A 22918-nucleotide genomic window follows, 5' to 3' on the forward strand; every position below is an offset into this window, starting at 1 on the left:
TTCCGGATGTTCGACGAGCTCGGCCAGAAGCTGGACACGGTCCTCGGGCGCTTCCGCCAACGAGGTCTGCTCACGGAGCCCATGATCAAGGAGGGGCTCCGGGAGGTTCGTCGTGTCCTTCTGGAAGCGGACGTCAACTACCAGGTCACACGCGACTTCCTGACCCGCGTCCAGGCCCGGGCGCTCGAGGAGCCGGTCCTCAAGTCCGTCTCCCCGGGACAGCAGATCGTCAAGATCGTCCACGACGAGCTGGCCCACCTGCTCGGCGACGAGCGGCCTTCGCTGCGCTGGGCGCCCTCGCCGCCTACCGTCTTCATGCTGGTCGGTCTGCAGGGGTCCGGGAAGACCACCACCATCGCCAAGCTCGCCCGCCGGCTGGTCAAGGAGGGGCGCCAGCCGCTCCTCGCGGCCTGCGACCTCTACCGGCCCGCGGCCGTGGATCAGCTCCAGACGCTGGGGCAGAAGATCGGCGTGCCGGTGCACGCCGGTGCGCCCGGCTCCGATCCCGTGGACGTGGCCAAGGCCGCGCTGGTGGAAGCCCGCGCCCAGAAGCGGGCCGTCGTCCTGGTCGACACCGCGGGACGCCTGCAGATCGACGAAGCCATGATGGACGAGCTCCGCCGCCTCAAGGCCGAGCTCGCTCCGCAGGAGATCCTGCTGGTCGCGGACGCGATGACCGGACAGGAGGCGGTGAAGATCGCCGAGGGCTTCGATCAGGCGTTGGACCTGACCGGGGTCATCCTCACCAAGATGGACGGCGATGCGCGGGGCGGTGCGGCGCTGTCCATCCATGGCGTGACGGGCAAGCCCATCAAGTTCGTGGGCACCGGCGAGGGCGTGGCCGAGCTCGAGCCCACGGACCCGCAGCGTCTCGCCGGACGGATCCTGCAGCTCGGCGACGTGGTCGGCCTGGTGGAGCGCGCCTCGGAGGCGTTCGACGCCGAGGAGCAGAGCCGCCTCGAGAAGAAGGTGCTCGGCAAGGGCCGCTTCACGCTCGAGGACTTCCTCGCCGCCATGCGGCAGATCCAGAAGATGGGACCGCTGGAGCAGATCGCCCGCATGATCCCGGGCGTGGGCAAGAAGCTGCCCGTGGGCGCGGTCGATCCCAAGCGGATCAAGCACGTGGAGGCGATCATCCTGTCGATGACGCCCTCCGAGCGGAAGAAGCCCGAGATCCTCAACGGATCCCGGCGCGCGCGCATCGCGCGCGGTAGCGGACGGCCGGTCGCCGAGGTCAACCGGCTGCTCAAGCAGTTCAAGGAGATGGAGAAGTTCCTCAAGCAGATGAAGGGCATGGTGCCCCGCTGAGGGCTTCCCGAAGGCGTTCACCGTACGATCCACACCACACAGAGGACCGATGGCCGTTCGCATCCGACTCCGGCGCATGGGCCGGAAGAAGCAGCCGCACTACCGCATCGTCGTCGCCGACAGCGCCGCTCCCCGTGACGGTCGCTTCGTCGAGACCCTCGGCTACTACAAGCCCCTGAGCAAGCCGGCGCGCGTCGTGGTCGACCTCGAGCGCGTGGACTATTGGGTGGCGCAGGGCGCGCAGCCGTCGCACACGGTGCGCTCGCTCGTCTCCAAGGCCCGCACGGGCGGTGACGCCAAGGTGGCCGTCGGCGCTCCGGACGTCGAAGCCGAGAAGGCCCGCAAGGCCGCGGAGCTCGAGGCCAAGCGCCAGAAGGAGGCGGAGGCCGCCCAGGCGGCCGCCGAGGCCGAAGCGGCCGCGGCCGCGGAAGCCGCCGCCGCCGAAGCGGCGCAGGCCGAGGCCAGCGCGGAGCCCGAGGCCGCCGCGGAGCCCGAAGCCGCCGAAGAAGAAGCGGAGCCGGAAGCCGGCTCCTGATCGGAGCCGGCCCTGCGCGACGTGGCCACCAGCCCGCCGCCCTTCCTGGTCGTGGGCCATCTCAACAAGGTCCACGGCATCCGCGGTGAGCTCTTCGTCTGGTCGTTGACGGACCGGGCGGAGGACATCTTCCATCCGGGCGCCACGTTCCGGTTGGGGGACGCCGACGCGCAGCCGATGGACGTGCCGGTGCGCTCGCTCACCATCGAGTCGGTGCGTCCCTACCGCACCGGGTGGCTGGTGCGGTTCGAGGACGTGGAGGACCGCACGCAGGCGGAGTTCCTCGCCGGCAGCTACCTCCTGCAGCCCTTCGCGGAGGTGGATGCGCCGGAGGAGGGCGAGTATTTCTACCACGAGCTGCTCGGCGCCACCGTGGCGACGGGGGACGGCACCGTGGTGGGAACGGTGCGCGAGGTCTACGAGCTGGCCCCCGCCCACATGCTGGAAGTCACGCGTCCGGGGCGGCCGTCCCTGCTCGTCCCGCTGTCGCGTCCGATCGTGACGTCGGTCGAGCGCGATCCGCTCCGCATCGTGATCGAGCCGCCGGACGGTCTGCTGGACCTCTGAGCGAGGGCGCGCCGATGCGCATCAACATCGTCACGATCTTCCCCGGGTTCTTCGCGGCGCCGCTCGCGCTGTCCATCCCCGGTCGCGCCCAACGGGCGGGACTGGTGGAGTACCGGGTGGTCGACCTGCGGGACTTCACGCACGACCGGCACCGCACCGTGGACGACGTCCCCTACGGCGGGGGCGCCGGGATGGTCATGAAGCCCGAGCCCTTCTTCGAGGCGGTGGACCACCTCGCCCCCACGGGCCCGATCGTGCTGCTGTCCGCGCGCGGCCGGCCGTTCCGCCATGCGGATGCCGTGCGCTTCGCCGTGCAGGACGAGCTCACCCTGCTCTGCGGGCACTACAAGGACGTGGACCAGCGCGTGGCCGATCACCTGGCCACGGAGGAGCTGGCGCTCGGCCCGTTCGTGCTGTCCGGGGGGGAGATCCCCGCGCTGGCCGTCACGGACGCGGTGGTGCGGTTGCTCCCCGGCGCCCTCGGCGACCACGACTCGGCCGCGTCGGATTCGTTCTACGAGGAGGAGCGCGTGAGCGCACCCTCCTGGACCCGCCCGCCCGAGTACCGCGGCCATGTCGTGCCCGACGTGCTGCTCTCCGGGGACCACGCCCGCATCCGCGCCTGGCGGGAGCAGGCGGCGGAGGAAGCCGAGGCGAAGCGGCGCGGCGGCTAGGCTGCGCTCACCGCCGCGGCCCGCTGGCCGGTGGCGACGTGGCCGGCCGCCCAGGGCGCATCGGGAGGATCGCGCCCGCCCGACCCTCTTCGTGCTACTCCTGCCGCAGCGTCTCCAGCGGATCGGTGCGCCCTGCGCGGCGGGCCGGAAGCCAGCTCGCGAGCAGCGCGATGGCGAGCAGCAGCAGGGAAGCGCCCACCAGCGTGCCCGGATCGCCCGCCTCCACCCCCCACAGCCGGCTGGACAGGAAGCGACCGCTGGCCCAGGAGCCCAGCAGGCCGAGCCCCACCCCCGCGGCGGTCAGACCGAGGCCGCCCAGGACCAACGAGCGCTGGATATGCCCCCTGGACGCGCCCAGCGCGAGGCGGATGGCCAGATCGCGACGGCGTTGGCTGGCCACGTAGAGCAGCAGGCCGTAGAGACCGCCGGCGGCCAGCACGAGCGCGACCAGCGCCAGCGACCCGAACAGCGCGGAATCGAAGCGACGGCCGGCGCTGGCGTCGTCCACGAGCGCGTCCAGTGTCTGGACCTGCGGCACCGGCAGCGCCGGTGCGACCGACCAGATGGCATCGCGCAGGCGCGCCGGGACATCGGTGGCGGAGGGATCCATCCGCACCGCGAAGACGGCGCGGTCGGACTGGAAGGGCATCTCCTGGAGCGGCACGTAGGCCGCGGGCCCGTGCTCGTACTCCGCGCCGTAGTGACGGTCGTCGGCCGCGACGCCCACGATCTGCGCGGTGAGGCCCTGACCGTGGTGCAGCGTACGCCCCACCGCCGCGGTCGCCGATCCGAAGACCTGGATCGCGAGCGGCTCCGACACGACCACCGGCGCGGGGTCCATGGACGTCTCGGACGGCGTCCAGACCCGACCCGCGAGGAGCGGGAGCTGGAAGGTCGTGAAGTAGTCGGTGCTCACCGGGTGCATCTGCGTGCGCACGCCGTCTGCGTCCGCCGTCGCGGCGACGTTGCGGGTCCAGCAGCAGCGACGACCGCCCGTCATCTGCATGGGGACGGTGAGCGAGAGGGCGGCGCTCTGGACGCCCGGCACCTCCGCCAGCGCGGTCCGGACCGCCTCCATCCCCTGCACCCAGGATTCCGGCGAGTCGTAGCCGGTGGGCGTGACCGGGACGGACCAGACGCCGGCGGTCTGGATGCCGAGCGCCTGTCCCTGCACCTGCAGGAACGTCCGCAACAGCAGACCCGCGCCTGCGACCAGCGTGAGGGACAGCGCCACCTCCGCGACCACGAGACCGCCGCGCAGCGAGCGGATGCCTTTGCCTTCGGTCGCGGTGCGGGCGGCGCCGCGCACGGCGCCCGCCAGGTTGGCGCGGGCGGCCCGGAGCGCGGGCAGCAGCCCGAACAGCAGCGCCGTGGCGAGCGAGAGGACCGCGGCGAACCCGAGCACGCGCAGGTCGACGTGGACGGCGGCTTCGCGCGGCAGCGTCTGGGGGTTGAGCGTCAGGAACGTGCGCAGTCCGACGACGCTCAGCGCCACGCCGAGCGCGCCGCCCACCAGACCCACGAGCACGCTCTCGGTCATGAGCTGCTCCACCAGGCGTCCGCGACCTGCGCCCAGGGCATGCCGGACGGCCATCTCCCGTTGCCGCTCCACGCCGCGCGCCAGGAAGAGGTTGGCCACATTCGCGCAGGCGACCAGCAGCAGCATGGCCACAGCGCCGAGCAACAGGCCCAGCCCCTCCCGCACCGGACGAACGATGATCTCGGACAGCCCAACCGCCGGCAGCGGCTCGGGCGCGTCGCCGTCCCGCACGCGATAGTTGGGATGCACCTGCGCCATCTCCACCATGAGCGCGTCCAGCTCGCTCTGGGCGGCAGCGTGCGACGCACCCGGCTCGAGCCTCCCCGCCACGTCCAGGACGGACCAGTCGTGGCCGGTGTACATCTCCGCGCTCCAGTCGACAGCCCGCCATACGTCCACGTCGGTCCCCACCAACGCCTCCGGTGGCGCGAACGTGCTCGGCAGGATGCCCACCACCACGACGGCCTCCCCGTCCAACGCGATCGTGCGGCCCACCAGGTCGGGGTCGCCTCCCCACAGGCGGCGCCACGTGCCTTCGGCGAGCACCACGGCCGCCGGACCCCCGAAGTCGTCCCGCTGCAGCAGGCGACCGCGCGCCGCGGTGGCCCCGAACAGCGTGAAGAAATCCTCCGTCACCGTGGCGCGCTCCAACCGCTCGGGCTGACCCGTTCCGGTGAGGTTCACGTCGTCCGTGAAGGCGCCGGCCCACTGCTCCACGGTGCGAACGGAGCCGAGCTGCTGGAACAGCGGGCCCGAGTGCGAGCCGTTCTCGAGGTAGATCAGGCGCTCGGCGGCGGGGTAGGGGAGCGGCCGCAGCAGCACATGGTCGACGATCGTGACGATCGTGGTCACGGCGCCCACACCGAGCCCCAGCAGCAGCACGACGGTCCACGTGAAGGTGGGCGCGCGCCCGAGCGAACGGAGGGCTTGACGGACGTTGCGCGACCAGCGGTCCATGAGGAGCTCCCGGGGCAGGCGCGCACGATCCCGACCGTGCGTGCGCAGGTGATGGACCCACTCCGACGCCCACGCCAGCGGCAGCCGGCCAAAGCAGCGGACGAGGAGGGACGCTCGTGCGCGGGCGCCGACGGCGTCCGCCCAGAGCAGCGCGAACGTCTCGGCGGCATCGCCTGCCGACCGTTCGCGGAAGGGGCGAGGGAAGAGGCGGAGCAGCCCCCCGTACAGACGGGGCACGCTCACGCGTCGGGACCCTCGGCGAGCAGGGGGCGCGCCTCGGCCAGGAGGGCTTCGAGGCGCCGAAGCTCGGTGGCCAGCACCCCGCGGCCGGAGGGCGTGAGCGCAAAGGTGCGCCGTCGATCGTCGTTGTCCGCCTCCACCTCCTCCACCCAACCGTCCCCGCTCATGCGCCGGAGGGACCGGTAGAGGTTGGCGGGGTCGAGCTGCACCCCTGACCGGGAGCGCGCCTCCACCGCCTTGATGATCCCGTAGCCGTGCTGCGGCTGCTCGGCCAGGACGGCCAGGATCATCAGGTCGCGCGGGTTCAGTGGAACGGCAGGGTCATCGCTCATGACGAAGCGTATTCGTCACTCGACTATTAGTCAAGTGACTATATGTCGCCGCCCCGAGGCGGCCCCCAGGCGTGGCGCTGCGAAACCGGTCCCGGGGCGTCAGCAGCCCAGATCGGCCTTCCCCTGGGGGTCGTTCACCGGGAAGCACGCGCCCGACGGCAGCGCGACCGGGACGTACCGCTCGAGCTCGGGGTCGTACAGGGCTTCCTCGAGGAAACGGGCGAGGTCGGCGATCTCCTCGTCCGTCAGGCCCAGCGGCACGAAGCCTTCGGCCAGGCGCTCGCTCGGCACCAGGCCGGTCTCCGCCTGCGCGCGGTTCTTGTACTCGATCACGGCACGCACCGTGGGGAACGTGGCGCCATGCCCCAGCGAGCCGACATCCGCGAGGTTGTAGAGCTGCGGCACCTTGAACGCGTACATCTCCTCGGACCGTCCGGTGAAGCCGCCGCGACCCAGGTGCTCGGGCCGCGCCAGCTCGTTGCCTCCGTCGAGGAACACGTCCGGCCCGCGCAGGTCGCCCATGCCCAGCGCGTAGAACGCCATCGAGCTCAGCGCCGGACCCGTGTGGCAGGTGGCGCAGCGGCCCCTCCCGAAGAAGACCAGGGCGCCGCGCTTCTGTGCGTCGCTCAGCGCACCTCGTTCGCCCCTCAGCCAACGCTGGAACGGCGCTCGATCGGCCAGCAGCGTACGCTCGTAGGCGGCGATGGCGAGACCCGCTCGCTCCCGATCGATGGGCTGTCCCGGAAAGGCGGCCGCGAAGAGCTCGCCATACCGCGGGTAGCGCGTGGCCAACGTGGAGTCGGCGCCCTCGAGGCGGTGCACACCGAGCGCGGCGATCGCCTGGGTCTCCAGGCCCTCGTATCCGAGCCGGTTGGTCTCCTTGGGGGTCCCGGCCGTCCACGCGGCTTCCGTCCCCGCGTTGGGCCCGAGCGCGCCGAACTGACCGTTCCAGAGCATCACGGACTGGTAGGCCGCGTTCATCGCGCTGGGGGAGCGGATCGGCTGCACATCGAGGTCCCCGAGCCCGTACGCCGGATCGCGCGTGCGCGCCTCGCCGCGCACCCCGAAGCCCATGCCGCCCTCGCCGATGCCCTGGCGGCGACCGGCCTGGAAGCCGGCCCGGGCGTGGTGACACGACGCGCAGGAGGCGGTGGAGCGACCCTGTGGGCGCTTGGGTGCGCTCAACAGGGCAGGCTCGTGGAAGAGCAGACGGCCCAGCTCCACCTTCGCAGGCGACAACGGATTCCGGGGATCCTGCGGGATCGACGCGAGGTCCGCGCCCGCAGGCAACCGGAAGAACCCGAGGTCTCCTCCCGGTGCGGCCTCTGCGAGGCGCGCCTCGAGCGCCTGATCGAGCTCGGACGCTTCATCCCCGGACCCCAAGGCTTCGCAGCCGGAGATCGCGCTTCCGCCCAGCACCAACAGGATGATCCATCGGACCCGGCGTTCCATGGGCAGTCCCCTGTGCATGCGGCAGGACCGGTGTCGTGTGCGGGGGTCGCTGCCGCCCGGTCGGTGTCCCGTATCGGGGTGGCGTCGAAGCGATCCGGACCGGACGGGCTCGTGGATGGCGCCGCTCGCGGGTGGTGTTCCGGGGTGGGTCCGGCGCGTATCCACGGGATCCGGGCCGGCGCGCGCGCCTGGCCCCTCCGCTCCCTGGAACGACGCGCCGCAACAATCGGGCTCACGCGTCGCCGGGTGAAGTGCGTCGGAGCGGGGGCGGCGCTACCCGGCGGGATCCGGCGACGGCTTGCCGCCGATGTCCACGACGATGTCCCGCCACTTCCCCTGACGGAAGCGGATGACGCTCAGGGTGGCGCGCGTGATGTGGCCCAGCAGGATGGCCAGCCAGACGTCGGTGGCCTGCAGCCCACGCGTCTGCTGCAGCACGAAGCACAGGCCGAGCGGGATGATGATCTGCGAGACGATCGAGATGTAGAGCGGGCTCTTGGTGTCCCCGCTGCCTTGCAGCCCGCCCGTGTAGGTCAGCGCGACCGTGATGAACAACCCGGACACCGACAGGAAGCGCAGCAGCTCCAGGCCGATCCCCACCACGATGGGCTCGGTCATCCCGAACAGCCCGAGCAGGGCACGAGGCAGGAACACGAACAGCGCCCCCACGGCGATGGCGACGCCGATCCCGATGCGCGCCGCGCCGTGCACGGCATGGATGGCGCGCTCCGGCTTGAGCGCGCCCAGGTTCTGCCCCACGACCGCCGCGGTGGCGCCCATCAACCCGACCGACGTCCAGGTGATGAGCGAGAACAGCTCCGTATAGGCCACGGCGTAGGCGGCCTGGGCCTCCGCGCTCTGCTCCAGCGAGCCGATGAAGCGCAACAGCAGCACGCCGGCCACGTTCATGGCCACGCCCTGCACGCCGGTGGGAAGCCCGAACCGGAAGAGCGAGCGGATGACCTCCCAGTCGGGCTTGAGGGACATCCCCTTGGGGAAGCCCACCACCCAGCGCTCGCGGCGCAGCTGCACCAGGGCCACGATGGCCATGCTCCAGGTGGCGATCACCGTGCCCATCGCGGCGCCCAACGTTCCGTACGCCGGGATGGGCCCCAATCCCCGGATGAAGATCACGTTCAGCGTGATGTTCAAGACGGTGAGCACGAGCCCGTAGCGCAGCGGCGTCTTGGCGTCACCCGCGGCGCGCAGCGCGCCGCCCAGCATGAAGAAGATCAGCAGCCCGAAGCTGAACAGGAACAGCATGCGCAGGTAGGGGAGCGCTTCGGCGCGCACCTCGGGCGCGGCGTTCACCAGGTCCAGCAGCGAAGGCGCCAGCAGCAGCCCGATGGGGGCCAGCACCAGCACCGACAGGAAGATGGCCGTGAGGAACGCCTGATAGACCGTGCGGTTCACCTTGTCGTGGTCGCCCTGACCGGCGAAGCGGGCCACCAGGATGCCCATCCCGGCGAAGAGCGAGGAGATGAAGACGATCACGACCAGGAAGATCTGCCAGCTCACACCGATGGCGGCGTTGCCGGTGAAGCCCACGTAACGGCCGACCATCACATGGTCGACGATGCCCTGCAGGCCCCCCACCACGTTCTGGAGCATGGTGGGCCAGGCCAGCTTCCACACCGCGGAGAGGATGGGCCCCTCCACGATGGAGCGATCGAACGTGCGGGGCCGGCGCGCCCCCCGAGCGGGTCCCGCGGGTGCGGAGGCCTTGCCGGATGGGCTTCCGCTCACGGGCGGCGACCCACCCAGACGGTGGAGGGCGCGTCGCTCCAGGGACTCGATGCCACGAACCCCACCTCCGTGAGCAGGTCCAGCTCGGCCTCCAGCGGGAAGTAGGTGTCCTCCTCGTCCCACTCGCTGAAGTGCTGCCAGGCCCGCGCCTCGGAGATCCCGGACCGCACCAGGTGGTCCGCCCATCCGCGGCGCACCGCGGCGCGCGCGTGCGGGTCCGCGGGAAGGGTGGCATCGGCGACCACCAGCACGCCGCCGCTGCGCAGCGCCGCGAAGATGCTGCGGTAGACCACGGCCTTGCCCTCGAGCGTGGGGATGTGATGCAGGGACAGCGACGCCATCACCGCGTCACAGGCCGGCAACGGCTCCAGGAAGGAGCGCTCCACGAACCGCGTGCGCGCCTCGTGCGCGGCCAGCCGCGCGCGCGCCCGTGCCAGCATGGACAGGTCCACGTCCCACAGCTCGATCACACCTTCGTCCGTCCGCTCCAGGAGGGCCGCGCTCAGCGCGCCGGTGCCGGCGCCCAGATCCAGGATCCGCGCGGGCTGCGCCTGGGCGACCACGTCCACGGCCGTCCCGACCATCGTCTCGTAGGACGGGATGAAACGGCGGATCTCGGCGTCGTAGGCGTCGGTCTCGACCCGCAGGTGGCGGAGAACGGAATGGGTCATGGAGTCGCGGGGGGCAGGGATGGGACGGCCGAATATGGGGAAGGGACGGCCTCGGGGGGAGGGAAGGGTCGACGGTCGGAAGCGAGGGCGGCCCCCGAGCGCGGGCCGGTCCATGCCCTGCGATCCCCGTCCCGCGCCCGGCCGCGGCGCGTCGGCGCTCCACCGGCCCCGGGTTGAGATTCCGTGCCCGCCACGGGATGTTGGGCCGGGGTGCGGCGCCTGCGGCGGCGCGGCCCCGCGTCCCCGGGCGTCGCGATCCTGCGCATGAGCCCGGGGATGGCTGATTTCCGCCTTTCGGGGAGTGGACCGCCGTGGAGGCCGTAGACGTCACGCAGCTCCTGGAGGAGGCCACCGCGGGCAACGCGGCGGCCCTGGACCGGCTGCTGCCGCTCGTCTACGACGAGCTGCGTACCCTGGCCGGGCGCCATCTGCGCAAGGAGCGCCCCGACCATACGCTCGGGGCCACCGCCCTGGTGCACGAGGCCTACATGCGCCTGGTGCGCGTGGACCGGATGGCGTGGCAGGGACGGGCCCACTTCTTTGCCATGGCCTCGCGGGTCATGCGGCGCATCCTGGTGGATCACGCGCTGGCCCGGAAGGCACAGAAGCGGGGCGGCGGCGCGCCCGCCACGGGGCTGGACGGCGTCTCCGCGGTGGTGCTCACGCAGGTGGAGGATCTGCTGGCGCTCGATCAGGCCCTGGAGCGGCTGCAGGAGCGCAGCGAACGACAGTGCCGCGTGGTCGAGTGCCGGTTCTTCGGCGGCATGAGCATGGAGGAGACCGCGGAGGCGCTCGGCGTCTCCCCGGCCACGGTCAAGCGCGACTGGGCCGTCGCGCGCGCCTTCCTGAACCGCGAGTTGGCGTGAGCCCGGTCCGGCGGCCGTGAGCGGATCCGGCCCCGCCTGGGAGCGGGTGAGCGAATGCTTCGAGGAGGCGCTGGCGCTCCCCGAGTCCGCGCGGGCCGCGTGGTTGGACGCGCTGCGGGCCCGCGAGCCCGCCGTGGCCGACGAGGTGGGCTCGCTGCTCGGCTTCCACGACGGTGCCGCGGTGTTGGACGAGGTGCCGGAGGCGTTGATCGCCGACGCGCTCGGACCGTGGGGGGATGCCCCCACCCTCATCGGCTCCTTCCGTGTGCTTCGCACGCTCGGGACCGGCGGCATGGGCGCGGTCTACCTCGGCGAGCGGGCCGACGCGGACTTCCAGCAGCGCGTCGCGCTCAAGCTGGTGCGCCGCGGCTTCGATTCGCCCGCGCTCCGCGAGCGCTTCCTGCGCGAGCGCCGGATCCTGGCGCGGCTGGAGCACCCCAACATCGCGCGTCTGGTGGACGGGGGGCTCACCGACGACGGGTTGCCGTTCTTCGCGATGGAGTACGTGGACGGCGTGCCGCTGCACCGCTTCGCCGACGACCGCCGGCTCTCCATCGAGACCCGACTGGAGCTGTTCGCGCAGGTGTGCGATGCGGTCGACCACGCGCACCGGCAGCTCGTGGTCCACCGCGACCTGAAGCCCGCGAACGTCTTCGTCACCGAGGACGGCACGATCAAGCTGCTCGACTTCGGGGTGGCCAAGCTCCTGGAGGAGAGCGCGGCCGACGAGCAGCCCGGCACGCGCTATACCGAGCGTTGGCTGACGCCCGAGTACGCGAGCCCCGAGCAGATCCGTGGCGAGCCGGTCACCACCGCGTGCGACGTCTACGCGTTGGGCGTGCTGCTCTACGAGCTGTTGAGCGGCCACCGGCCCTACGGCGGACAGGACACCCCGCCCCACCTGCTGGGGCAGGCGATCCTCGAGCAGGACCCCGTGCGGCCCAGCACGGCCATCTCCCGCGGCCCGCGCGCCGCGGAGACAGGGGGAGACAGCCCCACGACCACGGTGTCCGCGGAGACCGTGGGCCAGGCGCGCGGTCTGGCGCCCGACCGCCTGCGCAAGCGACTGGCGGGTGACCTGGACACGATCGTGCTGAAGGCGATGCAGAAGGAGCCGGCCCGGCGCTATGCGGGCGCGGCCGAGCTCGCCGCCGACGTGCGCAACCACCTGGTCGGGCGGCCCGTCAGCGCGCGTCCGGACTCGCTGGCGTACCGCTGGGGTCGATTCGTGCGGCGCAACCGGACGGCGGTGGCGCTCGCCGCGCTGGCGCTCGTGAGCCTCGTCGGAGGTCTGGTGGGCACGGCCTCCCAGGCGCGACGCGCGCGCGTCGAAGCACGGGCCGCGGAGGCGGAGCGCGACCGGGTGGCGCGGGTCGCGGGGCTGCTCGTGGACATGTTCCGGTTGGGGGATCCGGCGAGCGCGGAGGGTCAGGACGTGACCGCGCGTGAGGTGCTCGACCGAGGCGCCGAGCGCATCACCGCCGAGTTCGCCGACGAGCCCGCGCTGCAGGCGGACCTCCTCTCGGAGGTCGCGCGCATCTACGACAACCTGGGTCTGTTCGACGCGGCGGCGGGCCATCTGGAGCGGGTCGTGGAGATCCGCACGCGTCTGTTCGGCGATGCGCACCCGAGCGTGGCGGAGAGCCGCGTCGAGCTGTCGCACGCGCGGGTCGAGCAGGGCCGCGCCGACGAGGGATTGGCCTTGGCCGACTCCGGCGTGGCGGTGCTGCGCGCGTCGGTGGGCGCGGGAGGGTCGGTGCGGGACCTGGCGCTGGCCCTGATGCAGAAGGGGGTGGCCGAATCGGTCGTGGGCCGCCCGACGGAGGCCGCGACGTCGCTCGCGGAAGCGACGCGACTCCTGCAGCAGGAGGGTGGCGACGACGACGAAGCCCTGGCCCGAGCGCTCTACCTGTGGGCGGATGCCGCCCATTCGTCGGGCGACTTCGAGGCCGCGGACTCGCTCTTCGAAGCCGCGGTGGCGCGCTACCGCAGCCGAGCGGGCGTGCCGTCGGTGGAGCTGGCGACGAGCCTGAACAGCCTCGCCAACATCCGCTTGTACCGCGGCCAGCTGGGCGAGGGGGCGGCGCTCATGGAGCAGGCGCTGGACGTGGCGCGCACCGTCTACGGGCCCATGCACCCGGCCGTGGCCGAAGGCCTCGTCGGGTTGACGAACGCGCGGGCCCTGCAGGGTCGCTTCGCCGAAGCGCGGGCGAGCGGGGAAGAGGCGGTGCGGGTGGCCGAGGTCGTCTGGGGACCCGACCACATGAGCACCGCCAACGCCCGCCTCGTGTTGGGGACCACGCTTCTCCAGGGCTCCTCCGCCGCGGAGGCGCTGCCTGTCCTCGAGGGCGCCGCGCGCGTCCTGGCGCGCGAGCTCGGGCCGGGCAACGCGCGCACGATCGCCAACGAGGTGACGGTGGCACAGGCGCTGCGCTCGGCCGGGGAGCGAGCGCGAGCCCGTGCGCGCTTCGAGCGGACGCTCGAGGCGTCCGACGCGGGGCTCGGTGTCGAGCATCCGTATCATGCCTTCCTGCTGCTCGAGCTGGGTCGGATGGACTTCGAGGACGGCGCGGTGGAGTCGGCGCGGACGCGGGCCGAGGCCGCATTCGACCTGGCCAGCCGCGCCCTGCGTCCCGATCACCGGTTCGCGGTCTGGGCCTCGCGCCTGTTGGCTCGAGCGCGGATGGAGCAGGGGGATCTGCCGGGGGCCGACTCCCTGTTGGCCGGTGTGATCGCGGCGCAGGTCGAGGCCGGGCCGGCCGAAGCCCGCGAGCTGGTCACGAGCCGGGTGGTGCGGGCGGACCTCGCGCTCCGTCAGGGCCGGGTGGACGAGGCCGAACGGTGGGTGGACGAGGCCTTCGCCGGCATGGATGAGACCCGCGGCCCCACGTCCGCCGTACGCCTGGAGGCCGAGGCCGTCCGGGGCGCCGTCCTGGCGGCCCGCGGCCGGACGGAGGAAGCCCGGGCCCTCCTGGCGCCCGCCGCCGAGGGGCTCCGGCGGGCATTGGGGCCGGCCAGCCCCCAGGCCCGCACGGCGGCGGCCCGGCTGGCGGCGCTCCGGTAGGGAAGGGGGCTCCGGTCCCTGGCCTTCACCTCCCCACCGTCGCCCATTACCTTGATGGGCTCCGAATCACGCGCCCGGACCAGCCGAGCCGGGCCGTGGGCGGTTGGTCCTACAGGTAGAGGAGGCGACGATGGCGGACCTGATCCGGGAGTTGGAGACAGCGCAGTTCAGGGACGACATCCCCCCCTTCCATCCGGGCGACACCGTCCGGGTCAACTACCGCGTGCGCGAGGGCCAGAAGGAGCGCGTCCAGGGTTTCGAGGGCGTCGTCATCGGTCGCCGGGGTGGTGGGATCGGGGAGACCTTCACGGTCCGCAAGATCTCCAACGGCGTCGGCGTCGAGCGCGTCTTCCCGCTGCATTCGCCCTCCATCGCCGACATCAAGGTCGTGCGGCAGGGCGTCGTGCGCCGGGCCAAGCTGTACTACCTGCGCGAGCGGACCGGCAAGTCCGCGCGCATCAAGGAAAAGCGCACCCGCTGACGCCACGCCGGCCAGCCACCATGGCTGCGCACGCCGAGGAGACGCGGCTCCAGGACCTGCTCGGGTACGAGCGTGGGTTCTGGAGCCGCGGTCTTTTGCGGGTGGCGGGGGTCGACGAAGTGGGGCGGGGTCCGTTGGCGGGCCCGGTGGTGGCCGCCGCCGTGGTGTTGCCGCGGGACGTCTGCATCGACGGAGCCACCGACTCCAAGCTCCTGACCGAGCCCGAGCGCGATGCGCTGGCCGCGGAGGTGCTGGCTCGGGCGCTGGTGGGTGTGGGTGCGGCGTCCACGCGCGAGATCGATCGCCTGAACATCCTGGTCGCGACGCGGGTCGCCATGGAGCGCGCGCTCGCGCATCTCGGGCGGAGCATCGGCGCCGCGCCCGACCACGTCGTGATCGACGGGCTCCCCATGAAGGGCCTGTCCTGCGTGCACGAGGCGATCGTCGAAGGAGACCGCCTGGTCCACTCGATCGCCTGCGCCTCCATCGTGGCCAAGGTGGTCCGCGACCGGCTGATGCGGCGGCTGCACGAGCGCTACCCGGACTACGGCTGGATCACCAACGTCGGCTACGGCACGCTCGAGCACCGCGAGGCCATCCGGGCGCACGGCCCCACGCCCCACCACCGGATGACCTTCGGACTGCTGCAGCTCGAGTTCGCGCTGTAGCGGAGCGAGGAGGCGTGCCCCCGCATGAGCGTGGGTCCGGTAGAATCCGACGCGCGAACGGGATACCTTGTGCCGTACCGAGCCGGTAGCTCAGCTGGTAGAGCAACGGACTTTTAATCCGTAGGTCCTGGGTTCGATCCCCAGCCGGCTCATTCCTCCCTCTCGCCGCAGTGGATCCGCTGCGGCCGTTCACCCGGCCCGCTGGAAGCCGGCGCCGCCCTCCACGGCGGAGTTGCCGACCGTGATCGGGGGCAGCCTGCCCGCGTCTCCGATCCGCAGGAGCGCGTTCGCGATCGCACGGAGCTCCGCCGCGCTGCCCGCGAAGGTGACCCGGGCGTGGTCTGGGTAGCCGTCCACCACCGCGTCGATCCGGGCCGCGAGCCGGGCCGCGTCACGGGCGCTCACAGATGACCTCCAGCAGCGCCGGAGATGGGTCCGTTCGCGCGGCCGTTGGCGGAGAAGCGGCGATTTCCCTGTACGACGTGTGATCGTTCCATCGGTGCGCATCCGGGCTCGGGGGAGCGATGCCCAAGGATACGCGCGGGGGGTGACAGTCGGTGGCGTCCGCGCGCGAACCCAGCCCTCGAGGCGGGAGCGAGGTCGGAAAGGCGAGGCCGTCAAGGGAGCGTCAAAGCGCTGGTAGGATGCGCGCTTGTCCGGCTGCCTCCGCCTTCACCAGGCGCCCGTTGTGCGCCCCCGCCGTTCGTGGCCTCACCTGCGCTCCACGTCGGAGCGCTTGCCTTCGTCGGTTCCTCTGCTCGCGCAGCGCTGTCACAGGGTCTCGCTAAGGTTGTCGCGTTCATTCGGGATGCGCGTATTGCGCGACCAATGAACGCATCCTATAAGCACCCCGACGGCGCACATCCTATGCGCAATATCAGGGTGCTGTCGCCGCGGAGAATCAAATGTTTCTCCGGCTGCCCCCCAGCTGGAACGAACGCATGCGTCGCCATTGCCTCGTGGCGCTGGCCGCACTCTGTGCGGCCTGCGCGGATCGTACGGATCCGACCGGCCTCGACCTGGATCCGCTCCTCTCCCGTCCTGCATCGTCCGTCCGCCTGCCCGGCACCTACAGGTCCAAGGTCGTGCGATCGCGCACGGCCGCGGGCGAGGCCACCTCCGCGGCGCTCCCGGCGTGGGGGGCGCGTACCGAGTGGGACCTGCTCGTGCTCTTCGATGGGGAGGCGGTACGGGACATGGTGCACGCCGGCCCCGGAGCCCGTTCGGACCTGGTGCTTGCCACCGACGGCATCCAGACGAAGGTGGCGGTCCAGGTGGGCGTGGATGGAGCCGGCGACATCCTGCTCGAGTTGGTCTACCGCGAGCTCGGCGGCGGCTACCGCACCGTTGCGGGGACCCCGCTCCCGGCGATGTCGTTCGTGGCGGGGGAGTGGTACGTGCTCGATGCGGGCCTCAATGGCTCGACGGCCTGGTTGGACGTGACCCACTTCCACAGCGGCGCACGCATCGGCTCGGTCCGGGAGGCGAGGAGCGGCTCGGATGGTGTCTCGCTCCCAACGGCAGCGCTCGTCGTCTCGGCCGGTCCCGGTCGCGACGCCGGTCTGGGCCAGGCCACCCACGCCGCCACCGCCCGGGTACAGACCGTCGTCCTGGGTGACGGGTCCCGGGGTCCCTTTCCCACCGGGTCTGCCGCGGTGCACGGCCTCGATCCCAATGCGTCCGGCGTCGACCACTACTGGCCCTACGCCGAAGGGAGCGGAGCCACGGTCGCGGACGTCGTCGGCGGTGCCCCGCTCACGTACGGCGGAGCTTTCGGGGCCGATTGGTACTGGATCGGTGGTCGGAATCCGTCCTGGGACTTCAACAACGGATTCCCCGCAGGCTCGACCCCGGTGGGGAACGTCATCGTCGAGAACGGCGTGCTGAAGCTCCACCGGGAAGGGGCCGACGCGCGGGCTACGGTTCGCCTGAACGAAGATGGGCGGGTGCTCGGACTCTGGTGGGACGAGGTCCACGTCATCGTCGGGACGGACACCGACGATCCTGATCAGTACCTGAACCCTGCGCATCCCTACTCGGGCTTCGCGGCTGCGCTCCGCACCGACGTCGGCGTGAATCAGCCTCCGCAGCGGGACTTGATCGCGTGGTCGATCACGCACGAGAAGGGGTACGGTCCCCGCTTCCAGGTGCAGACGGAGCAGTCGTCGAGTGGGATCGTCCTCGCGGGCGCCACGCCGCTCACCGACCCGGTCGCCAACGGCCCCTTCCACGTACGCATCATGGGTCTGGGCAGCACGGTCCAGGTGGACTTCCTCCGGCTCCGCTCCTCCTCGTCGCCGCTCGACCTGGACTGGCAGGCGGGGGGCACCACGACCGGGTGGACCCAGGCGCAGCTCGAGGGGCCCCGGCTCGGCATGAGGTTGTCGCACAAGAACCCCGGGCCCACGGTCTATGGCCCAGGCCGCTACTCGTACTACGACGATCTCAATGCGCGCTACGTGGGATTGTGGAGCACCACGGTGCTCCCTCCGGCGCCGAATGTGCCGCCGGTGGCGGCGTTCTCCAGCGCGTGTACCGACCTGGACTGCACGTTCACGGACGGGAGCACGGATCCGGACGGGTCGGTGGTGGCATGGGCGTGGGACCTCGGGGACGGCACCACGTCGACGGCGCCCAGCCCGACGCACACGTATGCCCTGGCAGGGACCTACACCGTCACGCTCACCGTCACGGATGATCAGGGTGCAACGGGTCTGGTGACCCAGACCGTGGGTCCCACGGCGGCCAATGTGCTGCCCACCGCCGCCTTCACCGCCGCCTGCACGGATCTCGACTGCACGTTCACGGATGGCAGCTCCGACCCGGACGGGTCGGTGGTGAGCTGGCTGTGGGATTTCGGGGATGGGGCCACTTCGACGGCTTCCAGCCCGACCCACACCTATGCGGGGGCGGGCACCTACACGGTCACGTTGAACGTGGCGGACAATTCCGGCGGCGTGGCGTCGGCGAGCCAGACGGTGGGCCCGACGGCTCCGAACCAGATGCCGGTCGCCGCCTTCACCGCGACCTGCACGGATCTCGACTGCACGTTCACGGATGGTAGCTCCGACCCGGACGGGTCGGTGGTGAGCTGGCTGTGGGACTTCGGGGATGGGACCACCTCGACGGCTTCCAGCCCGACGCACACCTATTCACCGGCCTCACCGTCACCGCGACCTCGGGGCACGTCACGACCAGACCTTCACCGCGACCTGCACGATCTCGACAGACCGGGAGCGGGACGCACCAGTTCACGGACGGCACCGACCGTCAGCCAGCACCTGGAGCCCGACGGGTCGGTGGTGAGCTGGTTGTGGGACTTCGGGGATGGGACCACCTCGACGGCTTCCAGCCCGACCCACACCTATGCGGGGGCGGGCACCTACACGGTCACGCTGAACGTGGCGGACGACGCGGGGGGCGTGGCCTCCACGAGCCAGTCGGTGAGCCCGACGGCGCCGAACCAGCTTCCGGTGGCCGCTTTCACGGCGGCCTGCACCGACCTGGACTGCACGTTCACGGATGGTGGACGGGTCGGTGGTGAGCTGGCTTCAACCTCGTCCGCCGCGAGCCCGACGCACACCTACGTTTCAGCTGCAACGTTCACGGTGAGCCTCACCGTCACCGACGACCTGGGGGCAACCGGCTCGACCACCCAGACGGTTCCAGCCCACGCACACCTACGAGTTCACCGTCAGCCTCACCGTCACCGACGACCAAGGCGCGACGGACTTCACGGACGGTCAGTCCCACCTCCGCGTTCACGGCGGCGTGCACCGACCTGGACTGCACGTTCACGGACATCGGTGGGGCCACCTCGAGCTCCAGCCCGACGCACACCTTGGGGACTTCGGGGATCCGAACGACGGGTCGGTGGGGATGGACTTCACCACCTCAGACCCCGGCCAACCAGGTTCCCCACCGCCGCGTTCACCCACCGACCTGGACTGACCCGGGGTCGGTGGTGAGCTGGCTGTGGGACCGATGACCACGCGACGGCTTTCCAGCCCGTGGCCACCTACGCTGCAACGTTCACGGTGAGCTCGACGACCGAACCCAGACCGTCAGTCCCACCCCGGTGGCCGCTTTCACGGCGGCCTGCACCGACCTGGACTGCACGTTCACGGATGGTAGCTCCGACCCGGACGGGTCGGTGGTGAGCTGGCTGTGGGACTTCGGGGATGGAACAACCTCGACGGCTTCCAGCCCGACGCACACCTACGTTCACGGATGGGAGCTCCGACCCGGACGGGTCAGCTGCAACGTTCACGGTGAGCCTCACCGTCACCGTGGGGGCGTGGCGTCGGCGAGCCAGACGGTGAGCCCGACGGCTCCGAACCAGATGCCGGTCGCCGCCTTCACCGCGACCTGCACGGATCTCGACTGCACGTTCACGGACGGTAGCTCCGACCCGGACGGGTCGGTGGTGAGCTGGCTGTGGGACTTCGGGGATGGGACCACCTCGACGGCTTCCAGCCCGACGCACACCTACGTTTCAGCTGCAACGTTCACGGTGAGCCTCACCGTCACCGACGACCAAGGGGACGGACTTCACGACCCAGACGGTCAGTCCCACCCCGGCCAACGCTCTACCCACCGCCGCCTTCACTTCGGCGTGCACCGACCTGGACTGCACGTTCACGGACGGTAGCTCCGACCCGGACGGGTCGGTGGTGAGCTGGCTGTGGGACTTCGGGGATGGGACCACCTCGACGGCTTCCAGCCCGACGCACACCTACGTGGGTCACGCTGCAACTGCACGTTCACGACACCGCGCCGAACCAGCCTCACGGCACGCCGACTTCAACCCCAGGCACTGCCGGCACCCAGACCGTCGTGGCGGAGTCCCACCCCGGACAACGTCAGCCCAACGGCCCCGAACCAGGTGCCCACCGCCGCGTTCACGGACTGCACCGACCTGGACTGCACGTTCACGGACGGGAGCTTCCGACCCCGACGGGTCGGTGGTGAGCTGGCTGTGGGACTTCGGGGACAACCTCGACCGCTTCGAGCCCGACGCACACCTACGTTTCAGCTGCAACGTTCACGGTGACCGTCACCTGACAGACCTGGCCCACGGCAACCGGCCTCACGGCCAGTTGGCTCTGGGACGCCCACCGCCGCCTTCACCGCGACCTGCACCGGCTCGACGACCCAGACCGTCAGTCGCTGCACGTTCACGGAACCGACCCCCGACGGGTCGGTGGTGAGCTGGCTGTGGGACTTCGGGGACGGAAAACCACCCCGGGCTTCCACCGACGCCCAGTTCCTCACGCGACCTGCCGGCACCTACACGGTCACGTTGAACGTGGCGGACAATTCCGGCGGCGTGGCGTCTTCCGAGCCCGACGCCTATGCCGCGGGCGGCACCTGGAACGCAACCGACCTCGACTGCACGTTCACCGACGGTAGCTCGACCCGGACGGGGTGAGCGGTGGTGGGCTGGCTGTCCCAGGACTTCGGGGATGGTCACGACCGGACCCTGGCGTCACCTCGACGGCTTCCAGCCCGACGCACACCTACGTTTCAGCTGCAACGTTCACGGTGAGCCTCACCGTCACCGACGACCAAGGCGCGACGGACTTCACGAGCCAGACCGTCAGTCCCACCCCGGCCAACGCTCTACCCACCGCCGCGTTCACCGCGACCTGCACCGACCTCGACTGCACGTTCACGGATGGCAGCTCCGACCCGGATGGCTCCATCGTGAACTGGCTGTGGGACTTCGGAGATGGCTTTACATCAAGCCTTCCAAGTCCAGTGCATACATACGCTTCCGCCGGCAGTTACACCGTGACCCTGACGGTCACGGATGATCGAGGTGCCAGCGCCTCCGCGACCCAGACGGTCGCTCCCGCCCCCAACCAGGTGCCGACCGCAAAGTTCCAGACACAGTGCAGCGGCACGACCTGTACCTTCCTGGACAAGAGCACCGACAGCGACGGGACCCTCGTGAGCTGGACCTGGGACTTTGGCAACGGCGGAAGCTCCAACACCCAGAATCCAACCACCACCTATCCCGGCTCCGGCCGCTTCCGCGTCTGGCTGACCGTCACCGACAACGCCGGCGCGACTAGCCAGGCGACAGACCTCCTCGTATGTAAGGTTCGCGGGGGCAGCCTGGAGTGCAGGTGAGCGAGGGGCCCCCGGTCCTCCACCGGGGGCTCCCATGGCGCACCTCCCGTCAGGCGGCGGCCGAACGCTCGAGCGATGAGCGGCTTCCTGGCGTCGCCGCACCTGGCCGATCTGGTGCTGGGAGTGCTGATCCTCGAGGCCACGGTCCTCGCCGTATGGGCTCGCAGGTCCGGCCGGGGGCCATCGGTCAGCGCCTGGCTCCCCTTCCTGATCGCGGGCGCCTGCTTCGCGCTGGCGTTGCGGGTCGTCCTGGCCGGAGGGTCGTCCGTGTGGGTCGGCGCCGCGCTCGTCGGCGCAGGCATCGCCCACGGGGTCGACCTTGGGCTGCGCCTGCGGGACGGCTCCGACCGGTGACCCGGTCACTGCAGGGGATGGCCGAACCTCCACCGGACCGCACCCCCGCCGGCGGGTCCACCGCAGGACGCGCGGACGCGCCTGCTCAGGGACCCCCGTGCCCCTTCCCGGACGACACCGCGATCGAGCGGATCGCCACGGGTCTGATCACACGAACGCTCCCCCGCGTGGAGTGGACCCACGCCGCCCACTGGGCCGCCGCGTTCTGGATCACCCGAGCCTGGGGCAGGGAAGCGGCGTCCATGGAGCTGCCGGGACTGATCCGGCGCTACAACGAGGCCACCGGCACCCCCAACAGTGACTCCTCCGGGTACCACGAGACCATCACGGTCGCGTCGTTGCGCGCGGTGGACGCGGCGCTGGCGGCCGCGCCCACGTCGGAGCCACTCCATCGCGTGTGCGCGCTGCTGCTCGCCTCCGAGCTGGGGACGAGCGATTGGGTGCTGCGCCACTGGACGCGCGAGCGTCTCTTCTCGGTCGAGGCCCGTCGCTTCTGGGTGGAGCCCGATCTGCAGCCGCTGCCCTTCTGACGTCCAAAGGCCCGGCCGTCCCGGAGGGAGCCCCGAAGCCGACCGCGCCGGTCGCGTTGCCTGTCCCCGCGAGGGCGTCGCGCGGTCCCCTCAGGTCGAGATGTCCTCCTGCACGCCCAGGAGCAGGGCCTCGTCGAGGTGCGCGTCCGGATCGTTCGCATGGAGCACCGAGACGTCCCCCGTGGTCTCGAAGATCACCGCGCGCACCTGCCGGGGATCGAGCACGTTGGCCTCGCGCAGCTTCGCGAAGAGGTCCTCGCGGGTGACGTTCGCGTGCTCCATGTTGTGCTCGAGGAGCTCGGTGCCGCGCATGAGCAGGAGCGGCTGGTTGTCCACCAACCACGAGACCCGGCCGCTCCGCCTCCGCGACCACGCGATCAGCCCCTGCCCGGCGAACAGGCACGCGAGCGCCGTGACGCCCACCAGCACGCTGGGCTCCGCCTGCGCGGTGGTGGACGCGAAGAGGGAGCCCACGGCCACCGTCATCGCGAAGTCCGACGCCGACATCTTCGAGAAGCTGCGCAGCCCGGTCATCCGGGTGAGCGCGAGGATGGCCGCGTAGGTGAGCACGGCGGAGATGACGACGCGCAGCAGCGCGTCGGCGTCGGAGATGAGCCAGTCGGGCATGAGGGTCTCCCGGTCGGGTGCGACACGATCGGCAGGGGGACATCCCCACCGTTCGTGCCGGAGCCGTGCCAGCCGGGAGGAAGCAGATCGGCCGCGGGGACGGCCCGCCCGCGCGACGACCGATCGGACCGCACCCCAGCCGTTCCGGCGCGGAGCGGATCGGCCCGACCA

General features: G+C 71.4%; 21 protein-coding genes, 1 tRNA gene and 2 pseudogenes. 16 read left to right on the forward strand and 8 right to left on the reverse strand.

Translation table 11 applies throughout. The annotated features are described in order from the left end of the window. The first annotated feature begins 6 nt into the window (after positions 1–6). The 4 genes from ffh to trmD are packed head-to-tail and all read left to right on the forward strand — an operon-like array spanning position 7 to position 3084. A complete protein-coding gene (gene ffh / locus R3E98_02535) occupies positions 7–1308 on the forward strand; it encodes a signal recognition particle protein (GenBank protein ID MEZ4422264.1) in 1302 nt (433 codons plus the stop codon). 49 nt (positions 1309–1357) lie between these two features. Beyond that, a complete protein-coding gene (gene rpsP / locus R3E98_02540) occupies positions 1358–1843 on the forward strand; it encodes a 30S ribosomal protein S16 (protein MEZ4422265.1) in 486 nt (161 codons plus the stop codon). 21 nt (positions 1844–1864) lie between these two features. Further along, positions 1865–2410 carry a ribosome maturation factor RimM gene (rimM, locus tag R3E98_02545; protein ID MEZ4422266.1) on the forward strand — a complete coding sequence of 182 codons (546 nt, stop codon included), beginning with the start codon at positions 1865–1867 and terminating at the stop codon, positions 2408–2410. A 14-nt stretch (positions 2411–2424) separates the two neighbouring features. Next, positions 2425–3084 carry a tRNA (guanosine(37)-N1)-methyltransferase TrmD gene (gene trmD, locus R3E98_02550; GenBank protein ID MEZ4422267.1) on the forward strand — a complete coding sequence of 220 codons (660 nt, stop codon included), beginning with the start codon at positions 2425–2427 and terminating at the stop codon, positions 3082–3084. Positions 3085–3178: 94 nt separating this feature from the next. Here trmD and R3E98_02555 read toward each other — a convergent pair whose 3' ends face one another. From R3E98_02555 to R3E98_02575, 5 genes are all read right to left on the reverse strand, one after another. Next, positions 3179–5824 carry an ADOP family duplicated permease gene (locus tag R3E98_02555; GenBank protein MEZ4422268.1) on the reverse strand — a complete coding sequence of 882 codons (2646 nt, stop codon included), beginning with the start codon at positions 5822–5824 and terminating at the stop codon, positions 3179–3181. Then, positions 5821–6153, reverse strand: coding sequence for a helix-turn-helix transcriptional regulator (locus R3E98_02560; GenBank protein MEZ4422269.1), 333 nt, complete (start codon positions 6151–6153; stop codon positions 5821–5823). The genes R3E98_02555 and R3E98_02560 overlap by 4 nt, the downstream gene beginning before the upstream one ends. Before the next feature lie 99 nt (positions 6154–6252). Next, positions 6253–7605 (reverse strand): cytochrome c peroxidase, encoded by a 1353-nt coding sequence (locus tag R3E98_02565; GenBank protein ID MEZ4422270.1) that lies wholly within the window; start codon positions 7603–7605, stop codon positions 6253–6255. Between the two features lie 273 nt (positions 7606–7878). After that, on the reverse strand, positions 7879–9264 hold the full coding sequence (locus R3E98_02570) for an MATE family efflux transporter (protein MEZ4422271.1): 1386 nt from the start codon (positions 9262–9264) through the stop codon (positions 7879–7881). A gap of 83 nt (positions 9265–9347) precedes the next feature. After that, complete coding sequence (locus R3E98_02575) at positions 9348–10022, reverse strand: class I SAM-dependent methyltransferase (protein ID MEZ4422272.1); 675 nt, start codon at positions 10020–10022, stop codon at positions 9348–9350. A gap of 311 nt (positions 10023–10333) precedes the next feature. On the opposite strand from R3E98_02575, the gene R3E98_02580 reads away from it, so the two are divergent. The 5 genes from R3E98_02580 to R3E98_02600 all read left to right on the forward strand — a co-directional run bounded on the left by R3E98_02580 (position 10334) and on the right by R3E98_02600 (position 15253). Continuing rightward, on the forward strand, positions 10334–10888 hold the full coding sequence (locus R3E98_02580; protein ID MEZ4422273.1) for a sigma-70 family RNA polymerase sigma factor: 555 nt from the start codon (positions 10334–10336) through the stop codon (positions 10886–10888). A 16-nt stretch (positions 10889–10904) separates the two neighbouring features. Then, on the forward strand, positions 10905–13952 hold the full coding sequence (locus R3E98_02585; protein MEZ4422274.1) for a tetratricopeptide repeat protein: 3048 nt from the start codon (positions 10905–10907) through the stop codon (positions 13950–13952). A 130-nt stretch (positions 13953–14082) separates the two neighbouring features. Continuing rightward, positions 14083–14433 (forward strand): 50S ribosomal protein L19, encoded by a 351-nt coding sequence (gene rplS / locus R3E98_02590; GenBank protein MEZ4422275.1) that lies wholly within the window; start codon positions 14083–14085, stop codon positions 14431–14433. Between the two features lie 20 nt (positions 14434–14453). Next, the gene (locus tag R3E98_02595; GenBank protein ID MEZ4422276.1) at positions 14454–15101 is read left to right on the forward strand and encodes a ribonuclease HII; all 648 of its coding nucleotides are present in this window, start codon (positions 14454–14456) and stop codon (positions 15099–15101) included. Between the two features lie 79 nt (positions 15102–15180). Continuing rightward, a tRNA-Lys gene (locus R3E98_02600) sits at positions 15181–15253 on the forward strand. A gap of 37 nt (positions 15254–15290) precedes the next feature. On the opposite strand, the gene R3E98_02605 is transcribed toward R3E98_02600, so the two are convergent. Continuing rightward, on the reverse strand, positions 15291–15506 hold the full coding sequence (locus R3E98_02605) for a hypothetical protein (GenBank protein ID MEZ4422277.1): 216 nt from the start codon (positions 15504–15506) through the stop codon (positions 15291–15293). 536 nt (positions 15507–16042) lie between these two features. Here R3E98_02605 and R3E98_02610 point away from each other — a divergent pair. The 3 genes and pseudogenes from R3E98_02610 (at position 16043) to R3E98_02620 (ending at position 19831) form a co-directional block, all read left to right on the forward strand. After that, the gene (locus R3E98_02610) at positions 16043–19069 is read left to right on the forward strand and encodes a PKD domain-containing protein (GenBank protein MEZ4422278.1); all 3027 of its coding nucleotides are present in this window, start codon (positions 16043–16045) and stop codon (positions 19067–19069) included. A gap of 110 nt (positions 19070–19179) precedes the next feature. Next, positions 19180–19752 carry a PKD domain-containing protein gene (locus R3E98_02615; GenBank protein ID MEZ4422279.1) on the forward strand — a complete coding sequence of 191 codons (573 nt, stop codon included), beginning with the start codon at positions 19180–19182 and terminating at the stop codon, positions 19750–19752. Continuing rightward, positions 19712–19831: pseudogene (locus tag R3E98_02620) on the forward strand (PKD domain-containing protein). The gene R3E98_02615 and the pseudogene R3E98_02620 overlap by 41 nt, the downstream one beginning before the upstream one ends. Positions 19832–19904: 73 nt before the next feature. Here R3E98_02620 and R3E98_02625 read toward each other — a convergent pair. Continuing rightward, positions 19905–20036: a hypothetical protein gene (locus R3E98_02625; protein ID MEZ4422280.1), complete on the reverse strand. Its 132-nt coding sequence runs from the start codon at positions 20034–20036 to the stop codon at positions 19905–19907. A 187-nt stretch (positions 20037–20223) separates the two neighbouring features. On the opposite strand from R3E98_02625, the pseudogene R3E98_02630 reads away from it, so the two are divergent. The 4 genes and pseudogenes from R3E98_02630 to R3E98_02645 all read left to right on the forward strand — a co-directional run bounded on the left by R3E98_02630 (position 20224) and on the right by R3E98_02645 (position 22120). Then, positions 20224–20532 (forward strand): annotated as a pseudogene (locus R3E98_02630) (PKD domain-containing protein). After that, complete coding sequence (locus tag R3E98_02635; protein MEZ4422281.1) at positions 20529–21236, forward strand: PKD domain-containing protein; 708 nt, start codon at positions 20529–20531, stop codon at positions 21234–21236. Before R3E98_02630 ends, R3E98_02635 begins: the two are co-directional and overlap by 4 nt. Positions 21237–21311: 75 nt before the next feature. Further along, positions 21312–21590 carry a hypothetical protein gene (locus R3E98_02640; protein MEZ4422282.1) on the forward strand — a complete coding sequence of 93 codons (279 nt, stop codon included), beginning with the start codon at positions 21312–21314 and terminating at the stop codon, positions 21588–21590. Further along, positions 21587–22120, forward strand: a complete 534-nt coding sequence (locus R3E98_02645) for a hypothetical protein (protein MEZ4422283.1) — start codon at positions 21587–21589, stop codon at positions 22118–22120. Before R3E98_02640 ends, R3E98_02645 begins: the two co-directional genes overlap by 4 nt. A 90-nt stretch (positions 22121–22210) precedes the next feature. Here R3E98_02645 and R3E98_02650 read toward each other — a convergent pair whose 3' ends face one another. Then, positions 22211–22747 (reverse strand): DUF421 domain-containing protein, encoded by a 537-nt coding sequence (locus tag R3E98_02650; GenBank protein ID MEZ4422284.1) that lies wholly within the window; start codon positions 22745–22747, stop codon positions 22211–22213. Positions 22748–22918 lie beyond the last annotated feature (171 nt).

The sequence above is a fragment of the Gemmatimonadota bacterium genome, from assembly GCA_041390125.1.
In the GTDB taxonomy this organism is placed as follows: domain Bacteria; phylum Gemmatimonadota; class Gemmatimonadetes; order Longimicrobiales; family Gaopeijiaceae; genus JAGQIF01.